Annotated in this window: 20 protein-coding genes; 3 read left to right on the plus strand and 17 right to left on the minus strand. The window is 49.0% G+C overall.

Going from position 1 to position 23,230, the window contains the following annotated elements:
* Positions 1-133 precede the first annotated feature (133 nt).
* Positions 134-1,978 (plus strand): asparagine synthase (glutamine-hydrolyzing), encoded by a 1,845-nt coding sequence (asnB, locus tag NYE45_RS23560; RefSeq protein WP_340014225.1) that lies wholly within the window; start codon positions 134-136, stop codon positions 1,976-1,978.
* A gap of 125 nt (positions 1,979-2,103) precedes the next feature.
* Here asnB and NYE45_RS23565 read toward each other — a convergent pair whose 3' ends face one another.
* From NYE45_RS23565 to NYE45_RS23605, 9 genes are all read right to left on the minus strand, one after another.
* Positions 2,104-3,798, minus strand: coding sequence for a methyl-accepting chemotaxis protein (locus NYE45_RS23565; RefSeq protein WP_340014226.1), 1,695 nt, complete (start codon positions 3,796-3,798; stop codon positions 2,104-2,106).
* A gap of 335 nt (positions 3,799-4,133) precedes the next feature.
* Positions 4,134-4,997 carry an STM4011 family radical SAM protein gene (locus NYE45_RS23570; RefSeq protein WP_340014228.1) on the minus strand — a complete coding sequence of 288 codons (864 nt, stop codon included), beginning with the start codon at positions 4,995-4,997 and terminating at the stop codon, positions 4,134-4,136.
* Entirely contained in the window at positions 4,994-6,382 is a 1,389-nt protein-coding gene (locus tag NYE45_RS23575; RefSeq protein WP_340014230.1) for an STM4012 family radical SAM protein, read from the minus strand. The genes NYE45_RS23570 and NYE45_RS23575 overlap by 4 nt, the downstream gene beginning before the upstream one ends.
* Positions 6,383-6,429: 47 nt before the next feature.
* Positions 6,430-7,215, minus strand: a complete 786-nt coding sequence (locus tag NYE45_RS23580) for an STM4013/SEN3800 family hydrolase (RefSeq protein ID WP_340014232.1) — start codon at positions 7,213-7,215, stop codon at positions 6,430-6,432.
* Positions 7,208-8,482 carry an STM4014 family protein gene (locus NYE45_RS23585; RefSeq protein ID WP_340014233.1) on the minus strand — a complete coding sequence of 425 codons (1,275 nt, stop codon included), beginning with the start codon at positions 8,480-8,482 and terminating at the stop codon, positions 7,208-7,210. Before NYE45_RS23585 ends, NYE45_RS23580 begins: the two co-directional genes overlap by 8 nt.
* 3 nt (positions 8,483-8,485) lie before the next feature.
* On the minus strand, positions 8,486-9,328 hold the full coding sequence (locus tag NYE45_RS23590) for an STM4015 family protein (RefSeq protein ID WP_340014235.1): 843 nt from the start codon (positions 9,326-9,328) through the stop codon (positions 8,486-8,488).
* 317 nt (positions 9,329-9,645) lie between these two features.
* The gene (locus NYE45_RS23595) at positions 9,646-10,269 is read right to left on the minus strand and encodes an XTP/dITP diphosphatase (protein ID WP_017692573.1); all 624 of its coding nucleotides are present in this window, start codon (positions 10,267-10,269) and stop codon (positions 9,646-9,648) included.
* 1 nt (position 10,270) lies between these two features.
* Positions 10,271-11,026, minus strand: a complete 756-nt coding sequence (rph, locus tag NYE45_RS23600; protein ID WP_017692572.1) for a ribonuclease PH — start codon at positions 11,024-11,026, stop codon at positions 10,271-10,273.
* A 118-nt stretch (positions 11,027-11,144) separates the two neighbouring features.
* Positions 11,145-12,200, minus strand: coding sequence for a GerMN domain-containing protein (locus NYE45_RS23605; protein WP_062837832.1), 1,056 nt, complete (start codon positions 12,198-12,200; stop codon positions 11,145-11,147).
* 192 nt (positions 12,201-12,392) lie between these two features.
* Between NYE45_RS23605 and NYE45_RS23610 the strand changes: the two genes are divergently transcribed.
* Positions 12,393-12,959, plus strand: coding sequence for a phosphatidylglycerophosphatase A (locus tag NYE45_RS23610; protein ID WP_340014236.1), 567 nt, complete (start codon positions 12,393-12,395; stop codon positions 12,957-12,959).
* Between the two features lie 160 nt (positions 12,960-13,119).
* On the opposite strand, the gene NYE45_RS23615 is transcribed toward NYE45_RS23610, so the two are convergent.
* From NYE45_RS23615 to NYE45_RS23635, 5 genes are all read right to left on the minus strand, one after another.
* A complete protein-coding gene (locus NYE45_RS23615) occupies positions 13,120-13,773 on the minus strand; it encodes a ferric reductase-like transmembrane domain-containing protein (protein ID WP_340014237.1) in 654 nt (217 codons plus the stop codon).
* A gap of 31 nt (positions 13,774-13,804) precedes the next feature.
* Positions 13,805-14,848, minus strand: coding sequence for an FAD:protein FMN transferase (locus NYE45_RS23620; RefSeq protein ID WP_340014238.1), 1,044 nt, complete (start codon positions 14,846-14,848; stop codon positions 13,805-13,807).
* On the minus strand, positions 14,845-15,261 hold the full coding sequence (locus tag NYE45_RS23625) for a hypothetical protein (RefSeq protein WP_340014239.1): 417 nt from the start codon (positions 15,259-15,261) through the stop codon (positions 14,845-14,847). Before NYE45_RS23625 ends, NYE45_RS23620 begins: the two co-directional genes overlap by 4 nt.
* 197 nt (positions 15,262-15,458) lie before the next feature.
* Entirely contained in the window at positions 15,459-16,442 is a 984-nt protein-coding gene (locus NYE45_RS23630) for an MBL fold metallo-hydrolase (RefSeq protein WP_340014240.1), read from the minus strand.
* Positions 16,443-16,469: 27 nt separating this feature from the next.
* A complete protein-coding gene (locus NYE45_RS23635) occupies positions 16,470-17,213 on the minus strand; it encodes a methyltransferase domain-containing protein (protein WP_340014242.1) in 744 nt (247 codons plus the stop codon).
* 240 nt (positions 17,214-17,453) lie between these two features.
* Between NYE45_RS23635 and NYE45_RS23640 the strand changes: the two genes are divergently transcribed.
* Positions 17,454-18,329, plus strand: coding sequence for a DUF72 domain-containing protein (locus NYE45_RS23640; RefSeq protein WP_340014243.1), 876 nt, complete (start codon positions 17,454-17,456; stop codon positions 18,327-18,329).
* 186 nt (positions 18,330-18,515) lie between these two features.
* Here the strand turns inward: NYE45_RS23640 and NYE45_RS23645 are convergent, their stop codons facing one another.
* From NYE45_RS23645 to NYE45_RS23655, 3 genes are read right to left on the minus strand one after another with little or no spacing between them, the layout of a single operon-like run.
* The gene (locus tag NYE45_RS23645) at positions 18,516-20,693 is read right to left on the minus strand and encodes a glycoside hydrolase family 88 protein (RefSeq protein ID WP_340014244.1); all 2,178 of its coding nucleotides are present in this window, start codon (positions 20,691-20,693) and stop codon (positions 18,516-18,518) included.
* Positions 20,694-20,750: 57 nt separating this feature from the next.
* Complete coding sequence (locus NYE45_RS23650) at positions 20,751-21,572, minus strand: polysaccharide deacetylase family protein (protein WP_340014245.1); 822 nt, start codon at positions 21,570-21,572, stop codon at positions 20,751-20,753.
* 32 nt (positions 21,573-21,604) lie between these two features.
* Entirely contained in the window at positions 21,605-23,221 is a 1,617-nt protein-coding gene (locus tag NYE45_RS23655) for a glycoside hydrolase 43 family protein (protein WP_340014247.1), read from the minus strand.
* Between the last annotated feature and the right edge of the window lie 9 nt (positions 23,222-23,230).

The raw sequence follows: 23,230 nt of genomic DNA on the forward strand, positions 1-23,230 counted from the left end.
AGGACAGACATTTTATGCCTGCTTTCGGCATATATTTGTTACGACTTCTGACGAAAAAGACAACATTTGCTGGCTGTCAGTAATTCTGCAGCCATACGGATGAATGACTCGACCAAGAAAGGATGAACAAACCATGTGCGGTATTACCGGCTTCATACAGTGGAATCGGGATCTGACCCAGGAATCAGAGCTGCTGGTCCGTATGACGGACAGCTTGTCGAACCGGGGGCCCGACGCTTCAGGTACATGGATCTCCAATCCTTGTGCCTTTGGACATCGGCGTCTTAGTGTAATGGACCCCGAGAACGGGGCACAGCCCATGCATGCGTTACAGGGAGATACCTCCTATACCGTCGTGTATAACGGAGAACTATACAATGCACCCGAGTTGAAAAAGGAATTGCTCCAGCGGGGGCATCCGTTCCGTACGCAATGTGATACGGAAGTGTTGCTCGCCTCTTATATTGAGTGGGGACCGGCATGCGTTGACCGGTTTAACGGTATTTTCGCTTTTGCCATATGGGACGGGGGACGCGAACAGGTTTTTATCGCACGGGATCGCCTTGGCGTGAAACCTCTGTTCTACAGCAATGCCAAAGACACACTCGTATTCGGCTCAGAGCCCAAAGCTCTACTCATTCATCCGGATGTGGAAGCCGCTGTTGGCCCGGAAGGATTAGCCGAAGTTTTTATCGTAGGGCCTGCACGTACACCAGGACACGGCGTATACTCTTCACTGAACGAACTCAAGCCTGCACACGCGCTCATCTACAACCGAAACGGGATTCGAACCTATGCCTATTGGAAACTGGAAAGCCATAAACACGAACATAACCTGGAAGAGACGGCAGCCGAGGTGCGAACCCTCTTGCAAGATACACTGGAGCGCCAGTTGGCATCGGATGTTCCTGTATGTTCTCTTTTATCAGGGGGACTGGACTCCAGTGCCTTGTCTGCGTTAGCCGTGGATTATTACAACCGGACGGGGCAAGGCCAGGTCAGTACGTATTCTGTCGATTATGTGGATAATGCCAAGCATTTTCAGGCGCATTCCTTTCAGCCCGGTGCAGATGGGCCCTGGATTAAGCGAATGGTGGATGAACTCAAGACCGACCATCACTGGATAGAAATCGAGAACGGAGAACTGGTTCATGCTTTGACACAGGCCATGCTTGTGCGGGATCTACCGGGCATGGCGGATGTGGACTCCTCACTCTATCTGTTCTGTAAAGAAATCAAAAAAGGGGCTACGGTTGCCATTTCAGGTGAAGCGGCGGATGAAGTGTTCGGCGGCTACCCTTGGTTCCATCGTGAAGATATGCTGAACTCCGGTACGTTTCCATGGTCTGTAGCACCTGATATGCGAGCAGCGCTGTTATCTCCGGACATTCGGGAATGGATTCGACCACTCGACTATTTGGCAGACCGTTATTCCGATGCAGTGGCTGAAGTGCCTCTTCTGGATGGAGAAACGGGCAAAGCTGCACAAATGCGGGTGATGTCCTACCTGAACATTACACGTTTCATGCCTACACTTTTGGATCGCAAAGACCGGATGAGTATGGGGGCAGGTTTGGAAGTACGGGTACCTTACTGTGACCATCGTCTGATCCAATATGTATTTAACGTCCCTTGGGAAATGAAAATAACGGGTGGGCGGGAAAAAGGCATTCTGCGTAAAGCACTCGAAGGTGTCCTGCCTGATGATGTGTTATATCGCAAAAAGAGTCCGTACCCGAAAACACATAATCCACAATACCTGGCCGCTGTCAAACAACAGGTACTTGATATCCTGAATGATCCCACTTCGCCTATTTTGCCTTTGATCGACAAAGCTCAGATCCGCAATCTTGCTTCTTCACCAGATGCCGCTTCCAATCTTCCCTGGTTTGGACAGTTGATGTCGGGTCCCCAGCTATTTGCATATCTGACTCAGATCAATACCTGGTTGCGGACATATAAAGTCGCTATTCGATAGGATGACCTTCTGATCTCTCATTCATCAAAAAAAAGGTGTCAGGATAACAGCATAAGTGCTATTATTCTGACGCCCTCTTGTTATACACATTCATCTAGGCTGAATTTCACGCTGACCATCCATCATCACACTTTAAATTGACTCAGTGACTGCTGTAACTCTTCTGCCATGGATGAAAGATCATTGGCCGCCGAAGCAATCTCCTGCATCGCAGACAGTTGTTCTTCTGATGTTGCACTGACTTCCTCTGTTCCAGCAGCCGCATTCTCTGTTACTTCCATAATTGTCTTCATCGACACATTAATCTGCTCCACACCCGCTGCCATTTGCTCAATGGATGCTGATACCTCCTGAGTCTGACCAGCGACATTGCTAACAGCTTCACGGATCTCCTCAAAAGTCCCCCCTGCTTTTCGGACAAGCTCTATGCCTTCCTGAACCTCTGAAGTTACTTCTCCCATGGATTGTGATGCACTATTCATCCCTTTTTGTATAGCAGCTACGAGTACACTGATCTGTTCAGCTGATTTTGCCGATTGGTCCGACAGCTTGCGTACCTCTGTAGCAACCACCTCGAATCCACGACCATGTTCGCCTGCTCTTGCAGCTTCAATGGCAGCGTTCAGAGATAACAGATTTGTTTGCGCAGATATTTCAGAGATACTCTCAACCATGAGTCCAATCTCCTGAGAGTGATTGCCCAGTTCTTCAATGACTGCAGCAAGGGTCTGTACGGTCTGATGAATAGAATTCATCTGTCCGACAGCGGATTGAACTGCCTCATTACCAGACACGGTTTTGGCTGATGCATTGGTCGCTTCATCCGACATGTTCTGCGTGTTCTCCGTCATCTGCTGAAAACCGGTGGATAATTCATTAATCGTATGGAATCCATCTCCAACCATTCTCACCTGTGTATCCATACCGGTCGCAATCTCTTCCATCGTAACAGCAACCTGTTCAGTCGCCGAGGCGGTCTGCTCTGTACTTGCCGTTAACTCCTCAGAAGAAGCCGCAACCCGATCCGCATTGTTCCCCACCTGATGGATTAATTGACGCAAGTTAACCATCATATCGTTAAAGGATTGAGCCAGATCCCCGATCTCATCTCGGTTACGAACCACAATGGCCTCGCCTGTCAGGTCTCCATCTGCAATCTGCCTAGCAGTTCTGGCTACATATGCAACGGGCCTGGAGATGATTCTGCCCATGAACAGTGCGATTACTGCTCCCAGAACAATGGATGCTATCCCGATCATCACGATATAACGGAGCACATTATGAATGAGTTTATTAGCATCCACGATTCCGGTATCCAACGCACTTTGCTGATGCTGTTCCAAGGCTTCGATACTCTGCTCAAACCTGGACACAATTTCTGGACCTGTTTCGAGTATTAACCTTGTAATCTCATTGTTTCTCCCTTGTCTTTTTAAGTCCATCACATTTTGAGCGTAGGCATAATATTCTTCTGAAATCTCGCTTGACCGATCCAGAAGATCAATCATCAATTCGGTTTTAACTTCAGCTCGTAATTCATCGCTTATTTTTTGATAATCCTCATAAAAAGCCTCAAAATCCTGCGCACTTTTATCATTTTCCTCCACCACGAAATTTCGCAACTCCACCTGCAAGGATTTCACATCAATAACCATATTTTTAATAACTAACAGTTTAGCTGTACGCTCTTGAATTAAGTCTGTATACGTTCTTTCCACTGAACGAAATTGCGTGTATGAGATCACAACCACAGCTACCAATAAAATAAGTACCGATAAAAAACCCAACAGTAATTTACGACTAATGGAAATCCTCTTCATTTCATTTCCCCCGTGTGCTTAAAATGACTTGCATTCTATGATTTATGTAGTAAATCTCTTTGAAGATCTCCCCTCCTTTTGCGGAATATAGAATTGGTTAAATTTGAGACTATTTAAAGTATGTTAGCACATTCACACATCTAAAAATAGGTCTTTAGTATCTACCAATACTATATTTCAAGATTTTTTTACATAAAATCGACAATATACTACATTCCTTATATCCAAAATCAAATGATTTGAATCTTTAGACCTAAACAAAAAAAAAGACCTTACCCAGAAACATCTGCTGGTGTAAAGTCTTTATCCATTTAAAAATAGTTTATCTATTATATCTAACGGTTGATTAATACCGGATTTCGTTCAAGCAGCCCACTGCCAAACGTTTCCCTGAACGGGGAATCCTCCATATGAATATATCCAATGTAACAACCGCACTTTTTCATGCGACAGGGCCGATCTGCGGCCAAAGCCTGCAGACCATCGCGATACAAATGCCCAATGATCCGGCGATCCTTATAACACCGCTTCACATGGCCTGACCCTTGTACATAAAACACTTCCGAACCGGCAGCACATCGTTTGCCCAAGCTCTCATAATCCTGCAAATTACCTTCAAAAAGCGGATCAAGCCCACGTAAAAACTGAATCTCTTCCGGCGTGTAATACTTGGGCCGATCTTTGAAGGCATTAACCCACATATATACATCATCCGGCAAAGCCTGTCTCATAGACTCAATTGCGGGGAATGCACTGCGGAGTCCGACAGTACCAACACTAAATGCTAGCCCCATCTCACGCAAAGTTAGGCATTGTTTTACAAAAGAAGCTTCTTTCGTCTCACGAGGATGATACGTCGCCCAAAAGGCTGCTTTATTCGCATCCAGCTCCCTTGCCCAATCCAGCTTGACCGACAGGTTGGTTTGGATCGCAACTTTATCCACATGTGGCATATGTGACAGCTCAACCATCGCTTCCCGGTACCAACGACGAACCAATGCTTCACCATAGGGATTGAAAAAAATCGAAAATTGGTGCCCCTCAACTTCCTGCTCCCTCACCCAGTTCACAAATTGACGCAATTGTTGTTCATCCACTTCCAACGTCTCTTTGGAATCCACAGTCTTGCTAAAAGGACAGTATGGACAGTCGTAATTACAGGAAGACAACTTCCCCCGATAATACAAAGTCGCTCTCATGAGAAAACAAACCCTTCCATCTGTTCGCGAATTTCGGCAGATATAAGCCAGTCTCCAATCGCATCGGAGTAACCCAGTCCTTCTTCTGTCAGACGCAGTACCTGCTTACCCTCATCAATCTCCAGCTGCGCCATGCCCTCTGTCAAAAGTTCAGCCAACCAGACATAGTCGGACATCACATCGGTACCGAAGCGCTCATGGTAGTCAGACAACGTCAATCCCTCCCGATGCAGCAAGGCTTTCAGAATAAAGCGACGTCTCTGTTCCTCACGGCTTAACACGATACCATAATCAGCCACATCGTAGCGCTCGGTCGCCACATAATCGGCAATGATGCTCTGCGTCGCCTTGTAACTCACGCCATACTTGGAAGCGTAATGTACTTCACTCGTATAAGAGCGTGCGCCACATCCCAAACCAACCATGCCCTCCTCCTGACAGCTATAAGGCAGCAGCACTTTGGCGGACGACTGTTCCTTGGCAAATCTGCGCATCGAATATTGTACATAACCTTTATTTTTTAAGGTCTCACGTGCAGCTTTATACAGCTCCATCCGAATGTCGGGTCCCTGACGGCGAATATCATCAGGCTTCACGATCGTATTTTCCCGTGTATACAAGGGATAGATAAAGATTTCGCCCGGCTTGTAAGCCAACACTCTTTCCAGTGAATAGATCCACGATTCAACCGTTTGTCCTGGCAGACCATAGATCAGATCGAGATTCAACAATGGGAAATCATAACGAGTAAGCTTCTCAAGCGCTCGTTCAACCTCCTGCGGTTTTTGCGGACGATAGATGGCGGATGCTTCAGCTTCAATGAAACTCTGGATGCCCATACTAATACGATCCACACTTCGTTCCTTCATAATGGATAGCTTGGCTTCCGTAACGGTATCCGGCGACGTTTCCACCGAAATCGATGCTTGCGCAGGGTCCAGCCCCATCACATGTTCAGCAATATCAAACAGACGATTCAACTGAACCTCATTTAATAATGTAGGCGTTCCTCCACCAATTGCGAACCTTGAATACGGTCTTCGAGATGTAATAGGTGCCCACTGCTTTGCCTGACGCTCCAGTGCATCCACATAGCGTTCATGCGTATCATCCCGTCGATCCGGCAGTGTGAATAGATTACAGAATCCGCAACGAGCAGCGCAGAAGGGAATGTGCATATATAAAAAATACGTATCGGTATTCTCTCGTTCCCACAGTGGCCCTAATGGCAGCGGTGGGTCCAGTTCACGATATGCGGTCTTGTGCGGGTAAGAGTATAAATAAGAACGATAGGGGAATGCCAGTACTTCACTGAGACCTGTAGCGATATTGGATCCGGACTGTGTGGAATGGCCTGTTGTTGTATGTTTTGATTGTTTATCCATCGGTTTCCTCCTGTCTCCGGTTGTTGTCATCATAAGAGCAATACATTCTATATAAAAAATTCACGGTAAGGCACCGTCCATACGACATCATGTGCAAGCCGGTGTCCTTGATACCCGTCTTCACCGTAAGCTGTACCATGATCGGAAAAAGCCAGGCAATACGCAGGGCGTGCGCGTTTTCGCATCGCCTCGAACAATGGCCCAAGAGCCTCGTCTACATATCGAAGTGCAGCTCGTTGGGTCTCCACCGAGTCCTCCTTGGCTCCTTCTACAAAGTACCGATTTGGACCATGAATGGCAGACACGTTCAAAAACATAAATATCTTTTCATCCGGCGCCGTCTGCTCAAGCAGATTTAATGCATGCTGTACCTGATGTTCTGTCGATTTGGGGTTGGTTACCCCAAAGTTCATTCGCCAGTAGCTCTGTTGAAAATAGCCGGGCAATACTTTCGCAAGCGGGTTTTTTTTCGTAAAAAAAATGACGCCGCCAATGCAGATTGTACGGTAACCTTCAGCTGCAAACCCGGATACGATATCCGGTGTATCAAACAGCCAGGTGTGCGGATGTGTCTTGAGTCCGGTATTCCGGGAATGAAACAGCCTTACATGAGATGCCTTATCTGTATTAGCAGGTGTCGGCATAAAACCACCAAAAAAAGCATGATGCGCCGCGTATGTAAAACTGCCCGGGGTATGACGCTTCTCCCACGGACCTGAACCACACAGATTAGGACAATTCTCCTCTTCCAGCTTGGCTACGTCATATCGTAACGTATCCAGCGTAATCATTAACAGATCATGGGAGCCCACGATGGTGTTCATATCAGGCATGTTGAATAGGCTCCTTTCGTAAAAGCTCCATTTCCCACTCATAGGTTCCGAGGCCATGATGCTCGACCCTATATAACAGATCTCCAAACGGATTCACATCCAGCACATAGGCACGCGGATTCGAACCACTCGTAAGCATCACATCAATCCCGGCTGACCACGAGTTGGGAAAAGCAGACATGGCTGCTTGCGCTGCCGTCCGAACTAGCGACATCCGCTGTTCATCCAGCCCTGCTTCAGCAGGCAGCATTCGTTCATTGCGCAGATGCAGATTGGTAATCGGCGTACGGCTCAGCCGCATGATCGCATGACCCGCCTGTCCACCCGCAACCAGTTGGCGAATATCATAGGCCCGTTGATCAAGCGTGGCTTTGGGCATCCACCGTTCAATCTGTGCACCTTCTGCACATAACCAGTTCATCAGCGTAGCAATCTCTTCACTGCGGGTATACTTGCGTAGACGTCCCTCATTGAAGAAGATCGTCTTGCCCTGTATCTGTTCCATCCCCATTGTCGTTACAGCGATCTCATCACCTGTTCGGGGATTGACTTGATACGCGACAACCCCTGAGGCTCCTGAGCCACTTGCGAGCTTTACAAATACACGGTTCATACCGGCAGATTGCATAGCCGTACGTAGATCGGTGTAACTTCGAATCGGCTGTGAGGAAGTTAGCACTGGGGGGATTTGAACCCCATGGGAAGATAAATGCTGTTGGCACTGTCTTTTATCAAACATCAATTGGATGTCACTGGGATCATTCATAAATCGGACTTCAGGCCACATTTCCCGAGCTTCATGGCCGATTCGATCCAAACATGCTTTCCAGCCACGAAACCACTGAGCAGGTGCGTAAATTCTTCCCCACTCTTGTTCCAGGGAAAGTGCCTGTTCTTTGGAGAATGCTTCCGCTCCCATTCCATCCGTTAATGTTGTCGTATCGTTCATAGCTCCAAGGAACAGTAGCTCACGATCCACTTCCCAATCCTCACCAGGCGCATCAATGCGAATCAGGGGTACAGGCAGATTGGAATCTACTGTATCAGCAATCGTTCCGCCTTGTCTCCAGTTCTGGAGCAATTGAGCATATGGCAGTACAACCGCAGGTTTCAAACCCAATCTATGCCGGGCCTCTTGCATCCCTTGAGTTCGTCGGTTATCGGGGTTTCCAATCAATAATAAGGGCTGATCTCGTGTTGGATCAGGTATGTCTATCGGTTGATGCAGGCTTTCTTTTATTTCCTTTATTTCCTTTACGCCTGACATTGTCTACTCCGTTAACGACGGGTAACGCCAGTCATCCTCATCACTCTGTTGCTGGTCGCTAACATCTACGGACATACCCGATTGGTTCCAGCGACTGATCATTGCATTGGTCATGTAATGGTAACTTAGATCAAGATGTTTCAATTTCTTAATCCGATCACTGGCTAGTAATGCCTCAGCCCCTTCATCAGACAACGTCCCTTGCGATAGATCCAGTATTTCAAGTTGATCCAGAATAGGTGCATCGGCTGCTGCTTTGGCAATCTCATCCTGAATCTCACTGTCTTTTAGACCCAAGTAAACCAGCTTTGGAAACAATCCTTGTTCCAAAAGGGGCAGCACATCTTCAAGTGAACCATTGAAACCATAATTATCCACACCCAGATACAGTTCCAATTTACGCAATTCTGGCAACTCGGCGTGGGTGATCGAAGATAACACGTCTTTCGGGAGACCGCCACAAATAATAATCAATTCTTCAAGCTTGGCATGCTGGAGTGGTTCCAGACTAAGACCGCTACTGCCCATTACAGAGAATGATTTCAATTCTGGAAAAGCACCCAACAGCGGGGTAAGGTTCGTCTGAATAATCCACGACACTTCACATTCTTCGTATCCCATATCCCCGATGAACAGTTTCTTCAATGACGGAAAGCTTGGAGCTGACTCGACGAGTGTGCTCATGAACTCGTCAGGCGAATTCTCATAAGCCTGTCCCCAATCTCCGATGACCAGACTTTCCAATGAGCTGGCCTCCGGTTTAGCAGCCAAACCCTTAATTAATTTTTCCATACGAATGCCGTCCTCATAATCATCGTAGGATACAACAAGCTTCACTTCTTGCATGAGCAAATCCCTCCGTTTAAGGTTCATATATGATTCGTTAATTTGAATGTTAACCTATACCACACAAGGCTTGCAACTTCTTCCAACTCCAGTCCCAATGAGATTCCCAATCGTGCAATGTGCACCATTTCTGATGTAGGTACAGGAACATATGTTCCGTAACGTAGTCGCAGAAATAGCCATCCTCATTTAGGTATATGGATGGACCTCCCCAAACCTCACTCAAACACTTCATTTCATAGAAAAAAGCGTTAATGGCGGGTGAACCATTCCAGCGGAATGCTTCTGACCTTCCATTAACGCTTTGATGTTCCGTCTTATCCTTCAAGTCTGGATACGAGTGCTCTCAGCGCATGACCACGGTGGCTAATCGCCTGCTTTTGCTCGAGCGTCAGCTCCGCCATCGTCATCTCATATTCAGGTACATAGAAGAGCGGGTCATACCCAAAACCGCCAGCACCTGCAGCTTGAGCCGTGATCCAGCCTTCCGCAGTGCCTTCCGATTCATACTTATCACCAGTTGTCGGATCGTACAGTACCAGCGCACAGACGAAACGAGCCGGACTTAGTAGCGGCTGCTCGGTGTCTTCACCGGATTTCAACGATTCCAGCGTCTCCAGCAACTTCGCATTATTCTGTGCATCCGTTGCTCCTTCGCCTGCATATCTCGCTGAATATACTCCCGGCTCACCATCCAACAGATCTACGCAAAGTCCTGAATCGTCTGCCAGAACGGGTAAACCAAGCGCATCGCCAACCGCTTTGGCTTTCTTCCAGGCATTCTCCGCGAACGTTACGCCGTCTTCCACCACATCCGGCAGCTCCGGATAGTCAAACATGCTCTTAACCTCTTTGCCAAGCGGTGCGAAAGCATGAGCGAATTCACGGACTTTACCCGCATTGCGGGTTGCGACAATGAGAATTGGGCTGTCCAAACTCATCTTACGCTTCCCCTAATCCACGTGCGCCGATCTTGAGCGCAATCGGTCCGAGCACTTCTTTTTGACGCTCGATCATCTCCAGAATTCCCTGTTCGCCCAGTTCCAACATTGCGTTCAGCTCACGGCGATCAAATGGTGCTTCCTCGCCTGTTCCCTGCAACTCAACGTATTTACCGCCACCTGTCATCACCAGGTTCATGTCTACCTTGGCTTTGGAATCTTCATCATAGTTCAGATCCAGTACAGGCTGTTCACCCACAACACCCACGCTTACCGCTGCAATGAAATCCGTAATCGGGAATACTTGCAGTTTGTGCTGTTGGGAAATCTTGTTTACGGCAAGCGCCAGCGCTACAAATGCACCGGTAATGGACGTTGTGCGTGTGCCTCCGTCGGCTTGAATGACATCACAGTCCAGCGTAATGGTACGCTCACCAAGAGCCTGCAAATTCACTACCGAGCGCAGTGCCCGACCAATCAGACGCTGGATTTCCATCGTGCGTCCAGTTAATTTGCCACGATTGGCTTCACGTTGGTTCCGAGTATGTGTAGCACGTGGCAGCATGGAATATTCAGCCGTTACCCAGCCTTTACCCTGCCCTTTCATAAAGGGAGGAACACGTTCCTCTACTGTCGCTGTACAGATTACTTTTGTATCTCCAACTTCAATCAGTACAGAGCCCTCGGCGTATTTATTCGTGTTCACTGTTAAATTCAGCGGGCGCAGCTGTTCGCTGGTTCGTCCGTTTGATCTCATTTTTTCTGCCTCCTACGACTTAAGCATCCTGTAATGTTGAGCTTGTTCACACTTTTACGAATCCCTTATATTTTACCAAAGAGTTCGGTTAAAAGCATCCTTAAGCATTACCCGGTCATTAAATCGGAATTTCGTTGATATATTCAGGCTTGGAAACAGGTGCACTGTAATCTCGGTTGTCGTCACCCATGACCGTTTTTTGGCCGTTCCATTCGATCTGCACTTTGGCATCCTTGCCGGCTGTATTCTCCGCAGTCGTTAATACCACAGACTGTAACAGCTCGCTTGGTACGATGTCCCCTTCGGCAAACATATCATCTTTCAGCGCAACCGTTACTGTGCCATCCTCTGCTGTTTTGACCGATTGCAGTTCCGTTCCGCCTGTCATGACCTCTTCCAGTTCGCCGCCTTTGTCAGGTCCCTTGATCAGCTCATTCAATGCTGCCTGCACCCGATCTTCACCAGGTGTGACCAGACGTGTAACCGGAACATAATATTGGATGCCCGCTGGCGAAGCAGCGGAGAAATAGACCGTTACCGGACTGCTGTTGGTCACAAACGCATCACCCAGATCCAGATTGATTCCTACAGCCCGATTCAGCGGTTCAGGCAACGGTGTGCTGTTTACCGGCATTTGCGTTAACTTTTTGCCATCGACCCAGATCTGTACATTCTCTACATCAGGCGTTCCCGTTAATGTCCACGTGACAGCTTCTAGCATTTTCCGTTCTTCCTTCGCATCATACTTGGCAAAATTACCCGAGAACTCCACGACCGCCAGCTTGTCATCCGCATGAATCGTTACATTTTGCACAACCGTTCCTTGTGGGAGAACACCCTGGAATCCTTCAGGCAACATCCCGGCATAGGCCCCGCCTGTGACAAGTGTATCCAGAGCTGTCTTCGGACTGCTGGCATCTGTTCCGGAAGGAAGTGTCAGGGATACTGGAGCGAGCAGCCCCTGCTGGTCTTGCAGATATACCGTCGTTAACGGGAGCGTTGCGAGTGCTCCATTCCCTTCGGCCGCTTGAATCATGGCTGCTTCCTGGATGGGCGGTGGTGGATCAACAGCTTCAGAAGACTGTGCTCCAAACATGCCACAGCCTGACAACACCATAGGAATGCTCAGCAGCGCAGCTGCCGATACCGTACGCAAAGATTGGATCTTTCTCATGATCACGTTCCCCCTCATCATTTTTACAGTTTGTACTACCATGTATACGAGCCTTTGTCCAAAAAATAACTAAAAGATAATCGCTTCGCTGAAAACTTATAAGTTCTATTATCTTAAAGAAACGTAAAACAGGTTAATACGTATTAGGAAGCAAGAGTAGGGACATTGCTAACTTCAGAGGAGGAATCGCCCATGGAACATCCTGAGCAAGAAAAAATCCCTTATAGCCTGAATAGCCGCAAGGTCGCGGAGGCAACAAGGGAATGGCTGCATAAGCGGGGCGTCACGATCCCTGAGATCGCAGAACTGGTCATGTTATTGCAGAAAAAATATTATCCAGGCCTTACGATAGAAGAATGTATCGAAAATGTGGAGATGGTTCTCCGTAAACGCGAGGTACAGAACGCTGTCCTAACCGGTATTCAGCTTGATATCCTGGCAGAACAGGGTCAGCTCATATCTCCTTTGCAGGAGATGATTGAGAACGATGAAGGCCTATATGGCGTGGATGAGATTTTGGCATTCTCCATCGTCAATGTATATGGCAGCATTGGATTTACGAATTACGGTTACGTGGACAAGCTGAAGCCAGGGGTGCTCGAACGACTAAATGACAAGAGCCTGGGCCCTGTCCACACGTTCTTCGATGATATCGTCGGAGCAATTGCATCGGCAGCGAGCAGCCGCATTGCCCATCGCAAACAATCCGAGCTTGAAGAAGCGCTGGGAGAAAAACCTGTCAGCGATGATGTTGTCTAATGCGTAACTCGTTTCCTATCTTAAGCCATGCGGGAACATTGGACATGTGTGTGGATGCTTCGTGAAATAACTGTTTGAGGAAATAACTATTCATGAAAAAAGCGGCCTGATGGCCGCTTCTTTTGCATGGTACGATACGTATTGCATGATCCACATGTTATTATTTCAGATGCTTAGGTCGTACCGTACCGATCAAACCAAAACCTTCAATCCGCTTCTGCTCAGCAGCTGGCTCAGATGGTGTCCATTTCGGTCCAATCGTGATTTCCGGGCCTTTGCGCTCTCGCAACATGCCACGCAGCACCGTGATACCGAGGATGCTGAGTCCGGTAAATACATACATCATCCGCATGATGATATTGCCAGAATCCGTCCCGGTAACCATGCCATGAACCAGCAGACCAATGAACACCGGATAGGACAGCATGTGGAACATGAACCACCATTTACGGCCCAGCTTGTTCCGCAGGTCACTGGATAACAGGACGATCACTAATCCGTAGAAGGCTAACGTTCCCAGACCACTGCCGATCGGATGCACGGAGGCGGTAAAAGGAATCAGAAGTTCTCCCCAGGTAAACGGGCTGTAGTGATCAATATATAACGTTAACGCATGCACGAGTCCAAGTCCGAAGGCAAGCCAAGTCGTTCGTGTATGCCATTTGAACATGGCTGCTTTCGGTTTACCTTTGGCCATAGGCATCCCTTGAGCAATACCCAGAAACACACCGGCAAAGAGCAGCACATAAGCAGCAATTCCACTAATTCGAATGATATTCCACGTCGGCAGGTAATCTACAATCCATTGTGCCATAACCGGCTCCCCCATATCTGTTAGACTTGTCCTATATCAGACTGAAGCGATGATCCGGATCAAAACCGGGCCAGTGCTCAGCGAGCGTATCCGTATTCCCTCTAAAGTAAGTACTCCCATCCCGTGTCATCCACAGGACGTCATGCCGATCATAATGTCGGTTTAACCAGCCCACCGCTTCGGCACTTCCCAGAATGCAGACCGTCTTGGCAATAATCTCGCATTGTGACGCATGCTGTCCGAGAACGGTACACTGTAGCACATCCGTATCCGCCGGTTCCATCGTACGGGGGTCAATGAGGTGATGTGCAAGGCTGCCATCTGCATTCTGCCATTGTCTGCGGGAAATACCCGAAGTGGCAACAGCTCCTCGCTGTACACGGACCGCACCTGACACATTCCTCTGATCCTGCAAAGGATCAGCTACTTGCAAGGTCCACTGTGGGTGGTCTGGTGTGCCCCATACTTGAATATCTCCACCCGCGTTAATCAACCCCGCCGGAATATGCAATGTTCGCTGTAACCAGTCTGCGATGCGCTCCACTGCCCAGCCCTTAACGATTCCTCCCAGGTCCAGCTCAGCTCCGGGGTCCAGATGAACCATCCGGCTGCCTTCCCGCTGAATCCAGCTCGGACGGCTGTGGTCATATCGATCTTCCATTAATCCTGAACAGTCAGGTGTTTTCGTTCGCAATATGCGTTCAAGCAATGGACGTTGCGATTGTCGTTGTTGCACCTTCTCGAAGCTTAGATCGTATCCCGAAGCCTGAAGAGCCTGCGAGATGCCCGGTTGAAAAATCCCTTCGGTCAGGCCAATATATCCATATGCCAGACTCAAAACCTCATCCATCGCAGCAGAGATCGGCATCCATCCGGTCGAACCATTCAGACGATTCAGTTCACTGTCTGCCACAAATCGGCTGAAGCGCTGCTCCTGCGTCTCAAACCAATTCTTCACCAAGGTTGCTGCATGTTCAGCTTCTTCCCGTCCAGCGGACAGTTGCACTTCAACATCCGTGTTCATCGCACGGAATTGAAACCGGAGCGGACGAGTGACTTGCTCCGTGCGGCTCATGATGCACCTGTACGTGACTGATAGTTGCCACTGCTGTACCCGGAGTCTGTACCCTGGTTAGTTTGTCCATAACGCTGAGAATCTGAATAACTTCCCTTGTCAATCATGCTTTGGTCCGCCCCAGCGGATTGTGTGCTATCAGATGTTCCATTATCTTGACTATCATTATTGTCATTGTCCTGCGTGTTCCAGTTGTGGCTGTCCGTTGTGCTGCTGATCCATTCATCCATCACATCATCACGCGTATCCACCTGGCTTGAAGCAGTAACGCTTGTGTCTGCGCCATTCGCTGCTGCATAAGCCACATCAAAGGCATCCGAAGTTCTTACATATTGAAAGAGTGCAGCCACGGTCAACGTTGCTGCCGCTGAAGCTTGCCATTTTCTCCATTGATTCCGTTTTCTTCTGGTCATCGCTCTTCCCTGCTTTCTTTAGGGTGTGTCTCAAAACGCTCCCTAGCGAAGTTCATAGTTGTATCATAGGCGCGCTGGCTTAAAAATAGATGAATGAACCGTTAAGAGAGGCTAAAAAGGCCCAGAACAGGTGGATTTCCTGTCCCGAGCCTCTATATAGGATCGCATTATGATTTAAAATTCATATCATCATTCCGTTAGAATCGAAAATAGAACGTGCCATCCGGCCGCTGCTCTTGCTTCACTACTTCGCGTCGAATTAACTCCTGCAGATGGGCCAACGTCTCACTCATGGCAAATCGCAGTTGATGGGTACCGAGTCGATTGCCAAACATGTGCACACAGATGTCATATGCATTCGCCGGTGACTCCTGAATTCGCTCCGTCATCTTCTGAAGGCGTTCCTCGTGATGAGCGAGCAGATGAACTGTCCGTTCGTTGAATGGTGCAAAAGGATTCCGATGCCCTGGATACGCCTGCTTGACATTCAGAGCCCCGAGACGATGCAATCCTTCCATATAAGACAATAAAGGCTCCGGATCACTGCCCGGTTGCAGACTGATATTTGGTGAAATCTGGGGCAATACGGCATCTCCGCACAGAATCTCCATGGACTCCGGGGCATAAAAGGATAAATGGCCGGGGGCATGTCCACCCGTCTCCACAGCAACCCAACGTTTCCCGCCCATATCGAGCCACTCACCGTCTTCAATGGGTGTCACCTTCGGAAGTGGTATGATCTGTGAAGTAAATGCCTTCATATGTTCATGCATCTGCTCTGTCTTGTCTTCCGGCATTCCGTGGCTTCCATAATAATCAGGTAATAATGTATTAATACGTGAATCAGGTCCCCACATATAATCGGCCTCTTGGCGGGATCTTGTGGACATTCGAACGGGTGCCCCCGTCATCTGTTGCATCCAACCCGACAACCCAAGATGATCCGGGTGATGATGAGTCAGCACAATTTGATGGATATTGTCAAAGGACAGACCGAGATCTGCCAGCGCTTCATACCACTCCAGTTCCGTTTCCGAATTACGCGGTCCCGGGTCTATAATGGTGATTGTTCCATCTGATTCAGACAACACATAACTATTGACCCATCGCAGGGGAAAAGACATGGTAATCTTGACCCGGTGTATGCCCTCTGTCATGGACATCTCTTCTGTTCGTTTCATCGTATTCCCCTTCCACACGCTCTCTGTTCACTCCACAGGACGATGGCCCACAAAAATCATGCGCGGAGAAGCCTGCTCGTCATATTTCTCTTCATCGTAGCCGCCATGGACCTGATCTACCCGCAGTCCGGCGGCACTTAACATCTGACTCAGTTGATCCCGTGTGTACAACTTCACACGCTCCTGATACACCCGCGGTTCATCTCCGGATGTGGTATCCGTAATACGAATTTCCTTTTGCACAAATCCATCCTCAATCTTGCGGAACTCCTCAATTCGTTGCCCTTCATCCTCTCGAACCGAGTGCGGTACCAGATGACGCGTCACATATGCCGTGTTCATAAAATCAATAATATAGCTGCCACCCGGGCGAAGCATGCGATGAATGGCGCGTAATACTTTCAGTTGTTCTCCGTCCTCCAGGAAATAACCAAACGATGTGAACAGATTAACTACGGCGTCGAAGCCACCTTTCAGCGGCAGTTCACGCATATCCGCGTGACACCACGATACTCGGTGTTCGTCATCCATTAGGCGGGCTTCACGTAAAAGCACATCGGACAGATCGACTCCGGTCACTCGCAACCCTGCATCAGCAAGTGCCAGTGAGTGCCGTCCCATCCCGCAGCAGAGATCCAATACTTCAGCATTGGGCTTAAGCTTCAACCAATTGATCATTTTATGTACTTCCTGATAGGCACCCTGCACATCCCGGTGCTTGTATACGAGAAGATAATCTTCTCCAAAACTCTTTTCATACCATTCCGTCATCAATTCTCGCCCTCCACATGGTCATCGGCCCCACTGTCCGTCATACGCTGTTGTACAGGCCTGATCATTTCCCCTAAGCTTTAATTTATTGTAACGTCTTTATCCTGCAAACTCAAAAAATTCCAGTAAGTCACCCGCATTGAAGAGCCAAAATGCACACGATATAATGTTAAACATACGCATACCCTGCGAATTGTTTAACGATAAGAGGTTGTCCAAAAAGCAACAGGAGGTGTTCTTATGATTCGCATCGGACTTACCGGATGGGGAGATCAGGAAGATCTCTATCCAAACCGCACCAAAGCCAAAGACAAGCTCAGTCTATACGGACAATATTTCTCCACCGTGGAGGTGGATAGTTCCTTCTACGCCGTTCAGCCGCGGGATCGAATGGCACGGTGGGCTGCCGAGACGCCCGAATCCTTTGCTTTTATCATCAAAGCCTATCAGGGAATGACCGGACATCTGCGGGGCAAGCCCTACTTCACCAGTACGTCGGAGATGTATAAGGCTTTTCGAGAATCACTGGAACCGGTCATTGAAGCTGGCAAGATGCAGGCAGCCTTGTTTCAATATCCACCTTGGTTTGAGTGCAATAAAGACAACGTGAAAGAGCTTCGTGAAGTGAAACTGAGGATGGAAGGTATTCCATGTGCCCTCGAATTCCGTCATCGCAGCTGGTATGAAGGTGACATGCGCGAGCGGACGCTTGCGTTCCTGAAAGAGCAAGGCTGGATTCACAGCGTCTGTGACGAACCTCAGGCGGGTCCAGGTTCCATTCCCATCGTGCCTCAGGCCACGGATTCGGAGATGACGCTGGTGCGCATGCACGGACGAAATGTGTCTGGCTGGCATCAGAATGGTGCGCCCAATTGGCGCGAGACCCGTTATTTATACCGTTACAACAAGGAAGAGCTGTTGGAGTGGAAAGGATATCTGGAGCAATTGCAGGAGCAGAGCAAGGATGTCTATGTTATTTTTAACAACAACTCCGGTGGCGATGCAGCGTCAAATGCCCAGATGATGATGGACCTGCTGGACCTGCCAGTAAAGCCTTTTCCTGACCGTACTGAACCAGAGCAGGAAGAAGGACCGGAGCAGCTGGAATTATTTTGATCCGTGTTCATGATGCAGTTATTCATATTATTGGGTGAAGGTAAGTGTGTTATTGCTATTATGCTGATCAGATTCGGGATTAAAATCAAACTAAAAGCGGCAAGCCTGAGGGCATTGCCGCTTTCTTTAGCTGGTTACCTACTTATAGAAGGCTATCCACATACATTCGTTTCGTTGTGTCAAACATCAGCGTTGCGCGGCTGTAACCGAAGAATCGATATGCGCCTCACGGAGCTGCTGGTTCATTTTATGCGCTTCAATGCCTGCCAAGAGCACAATGCCGATTCCATGGGTATCGTTCAGATTCCAACCCAGATCATCGCGATAATACAAGGCGGTAAACGAGTACCCGGAACCCCGGCATACCCCGTATATATTACCTTTATAGTCAATCGACAAACGCGTCATGCCTTCCCATCCTCTGCGCACTGCCTCCAGATAAGGCTCTGGCTGTTCCAGCCAGCCTTCCCGAATACCACGGGCATAAGCGTAGATGAACATCGATGTGCAGGAGGTTTCTTCATACGAATCCGGGCGGTTCAGCACCTGATGCCATAGTCCATTTTCCCCTTGCAGCGCCAAATAACCTTGACTTAAATCACGATAGAAAGTAAGTAGTTCCGGTCGTTTCACATGATCACGTGGCAGGATGGATAACAGTTCGGTTAAAGAGAATAGCACCCAGCCGTTTCCCCGTCCCCATGGAATACCTGTCGCCCGACCACGCACAAAATCATACACATGGGACATGATCTGTTGTTCGGGAAGATAGAGGTACTTACGGAACATCAGGAACTGATTGACCGCATCTTCCCAATAAGTCGCATCTCCTGTCAACTGACCATAACGCATCAGAAATGGTGTGCTCATGTATAAGTCATCACACCACATCGTCTCCTGACGCATCTCTCCACTGCCGCGAACCCGGTAAAAGGCACCATCCTCCAGACGCTCCTGCTCATCCGTAATGTAGCCCGCAATCCGATCCGCGGTATCTCTTCCCCCACGAATATCGCCCAACTCCATCGCAGCAAGCAGCGTAGACCCAAACGAACCGCAATCATCCAGACTGTCGATGGCAGACAGTTGATTATTAATCCCTGCCGCACCGTACCCTTCCCGATCCCATAGACCATAGCGATCAAATGAAGTGCTCAGTTCAATATGTTGCCGCACATACTGAATGTAATCATCCCGACCCAATTCCTGTCCCGTTTGGAGAAGTCCAAGCAAGGTAACACCGAGCGGATAATTCCACTTTCCGTAATGTGTATTCTCCAGATAGGGACGAACATGTGTATCGGGAAGGTCTACCCGCCAATATACACCTTGGGCGCCATCATCAAACACAGTATCTGTTCTCACAATGTCCGTGTGGGATGGTTCAGCACCGGGAGCAAACACACCTGTGTACAGCCAAGGGTCATAACATCCCGCAACCGGATGAGGAGGTTTCAGTCTCCAGCCTGTGGAATCCAAATGCTCGGCATCTTCCAACGTGAATCCCCATGAGTCACCAACTGCCTGGATTACACCTTTCGCGACCAGATCCGATGAACCGTAACGGCGCGGGAGCTCAACACGGAAGTTACCGCTACTTCCAGCAGAGTATACTTCTGTGCCACCCACATACAGGGTCAATGCTCCATCATGACGACCTTTTAAAATAACTGGTGATGTTCCTGGCAAGGTTACATCCAATCTGGACCATGCGTAGGCCACAGCTGATTGTTCCGTACCGAAGATGCGGGCAAAAGAACCCAAGCTCTGCTCCTCATCTGTCCACGCCTTGCGCGGATACCAGGTAAGACCTGTTTCTTCTTCTGTCATGCCGTCACGAGGAAGAGCTAACACAGGTTCATCGACGGGTTCCGAATATAACCAGCTTTCCTGACCCTGACGATCTGCCCCAGGAGTGAGGAAGTGCAGCGGGAAATTTTTGAAAGAGGCTGTTCCATAGATACCGCCGAATCCCACTTCTGTTTTGACAAAACATAGCAACACATCATTCCAGCCATAGTTCACGGAAATCGGAATCTGGGTTCTTCGCTCGGGAAATAATTCCTGCAACAGCTCAGACTTGAATACCTCTTCACCATTCACATAGATTGTCACTGGACTATAACAGTTCAGGCCCGTATTTAACGTTGCATTCTGCTCGCTCCATAACTTGCCCCATACATACACATACTGCCCTGCACGCGCCTCTACGCATTTCTCATTCAGGTTCAGGTCGTAGCGATAATCCCCTAGCCTGCGAAAACCTCCCTGATGATAGGCTCTGAACAAAAAGGAATGTTTCGGATGATCGCCAATATAACGCTGAGCCACCGTAGTCAATATATCCGGAATTGAATCGTACACCTTGCCTGCAATCGCCTCGTTCTCATGAAAATAACGAATGATCGTCAGCTCCCTTCCTTATACCTTGATTCGTTCGCTTAGCCGCAATGTTTCTCCACCCTGCACTTCAACAACCTGCTGATCTGCTGTGAACCAAACCGGGATGGCAGACGGATTATGGATGATGGATCGATCAGCTGAACACTCCAGTCGTTGCACTGCTTTCCAGTAGGCAATCACTTCGATGTTCGTCGCGTACCAGATGTCGTTCCTGCCGCCAATCTGCTCACCAAACTGTTCGATAATCTCCCAGTTGTCGTTATCATTGAACTCATAACTGTGACCCCAGACATAGAGTAATAGTGGCGTACCTGTTTTGGAGTGTTGGATAAAACGTTCGGCATGTGCCGCCAGATCATGGTTATGATGGCAGGTCGGATGCCATTCAAGGGGCCGGTCTGGCAACGTGTATCTGCCATGTGCTTCAACGGTACGAGCATAATCGATGCCAAGCCACTCCAGCTTCGTACTTAACGCACGGTCATACCCTCCATTGGGATAAGCCATGCCTCGTACCGGATAACCGACAAGCTGCTCCAATGCTTTTCGGTCCTCCATAATCTCTTCGGTCAGGAGTTCATTCGGAACATAAGGCAGCGTAGGGTGAGTAACCGTATGAACGGCCACTTCATGCCCCGCATACAGTTCAGCGACTTCCCCCTCCTCAATGCGACCTGGATTACCCAGGGTACCGGAGTTCAGATTAAATGTTCCCCGCAAGCCATACCGATTACAGATTTCCACCAGTCTGCGATCATGCACCACTCCATCGTCATAGCTGAGCGTCAACGCTTTCATCACACCACCTGGATAACGGTCAAACTGAATACGATGTCCCATTTTGCTCCTCCTCCAGCTTCTGCTCTTGCTCCCTAGTCCCGAATTTCCTTCACGTTAAAATAACGAAAAACACCCTGACCACTACGATTCGTGAACCGTGTGTTTACAGCAAAGATACCTATCTTCGCACCAACCCAGAGGGCTGTTGTGGCATTAAACGGTGTACCGATCGGCTGAAACTCCGCTCCGTCTTCGCTCCAACTAAACTGGCACAAGGCAGGTTCTGTCAGGGTGAGCCGAAGATGAATGGTCCAGCCGGTTACCTGCGAACCCTGGCCCTCCCAGTCCAGTCCCGTTTCCTCCCATTCATCTGCATGCAGATGGCTGTCTGCACGTTTGGTTCCGCGAATCAGCGATAACCGAATGATGCCATCTTCTGTCTGTAACAGACACAGGCTTGCATACGAATCACCAAACATGACGAGACCTGACTGATCCCCTTCCTGTCCAGGCAGGAACGTGAGCTTGGTCGTCGCCACAAATTCAGATGCGGGCAGCTTCTGCAAGAGAAGATGAGGTGTACCAAACAAAGACTGAATGCCTTCCGGGTATGGATGTGCAGTTAATACCAGTCCTCTTTCCGTACCTGCATCAGCCCACTCGGGACGGGAGTTCGCCTGCCATTGCCATTGCAGTCCCAGACGATCAGTCTGAAAATCATCGGATACATCAGGCACAGTGATCGGATAGGCGGCTCCTACATCCGGTTTGACGTGCACATCCACAGGTTCACCCGTTCCATGACCTTCACGGTCTATTCCAATAATAGGCCAGCCATCTTCCGTCCACGTCATCGGCTGAAGATGAACAATGCGCCCATAGGCATCCCGATCCTGAAAATGAATAAACCAGGACTGCCCCGATTCCAGCTCCACGTAGCCTCCCTGATGAGGTCCATTGACCGACGAAGCTCCCTGATGCATGACAATTCGATCCTCATAGGGCCCAAATACCTGTTGGGAACGCAAAACCGTCTGCCACCCCGGCTTCACGCCTCCAGCCGGAGCAAAAATATAATAATACCCCTCGCGCTTGTAGAACTTAGGCCCTTCAATGGTCGGATGATGTTCGGTCCCATCAAAGACGATCAACCCTTCGTCCAGAAGCTTCCTTCCATCCGCAGCCATCCGGCACACCTGGATTTTGCTCTTAATCCCACTGCGACTATGGGCAAAAGCATGTACCAGATAGGCTTGCCCATCCTCATCCCATAAGGGACAGGGGTCAATCCAGCCCTTCACTTCATGAACCAGATGCAGCGGCGACCACTCGCCCTCAGGGTGATCGGCCGTGGTCATGAAGATGCCCTCATCCGGTGTGCTGAAGAAGATCCAGTACTTTCCGTCGTGATACCGAATGCTGGGTGCCCATACGCCTTTTCCATGATGAGGTACATCATATCCTGGCAGATCCAGCCGTTCTATGGCATATCGGACAAGCCGCCAGTTCACCAGGTCCTTCGAATGTAAAATCGGTAGCCCCGGGGTATGCGAGAAACTCGATGCCGTCATATAGAAGTCATCTCCTACACGAATTACATCCGGGTCCGAATAATCCGCATGCAGAATCGGATTGCGGTATGTACCGTCTCCCTGATCTGCAACCCAGACCGGGTCCAGTCTTTGTTGTTCTGATTGGGTTGTACTCATACGTTCACT

It is taken from the genome of Paenibacillus sp. FSL K6-1318, from assembly GCF_037976905.1.
GTDB lineage: Bacteria > Bacillota > Bacilli > Paenibacillales > Paenibacillaceae > Paenibacillus > Paenibacillus amylolyticus_A.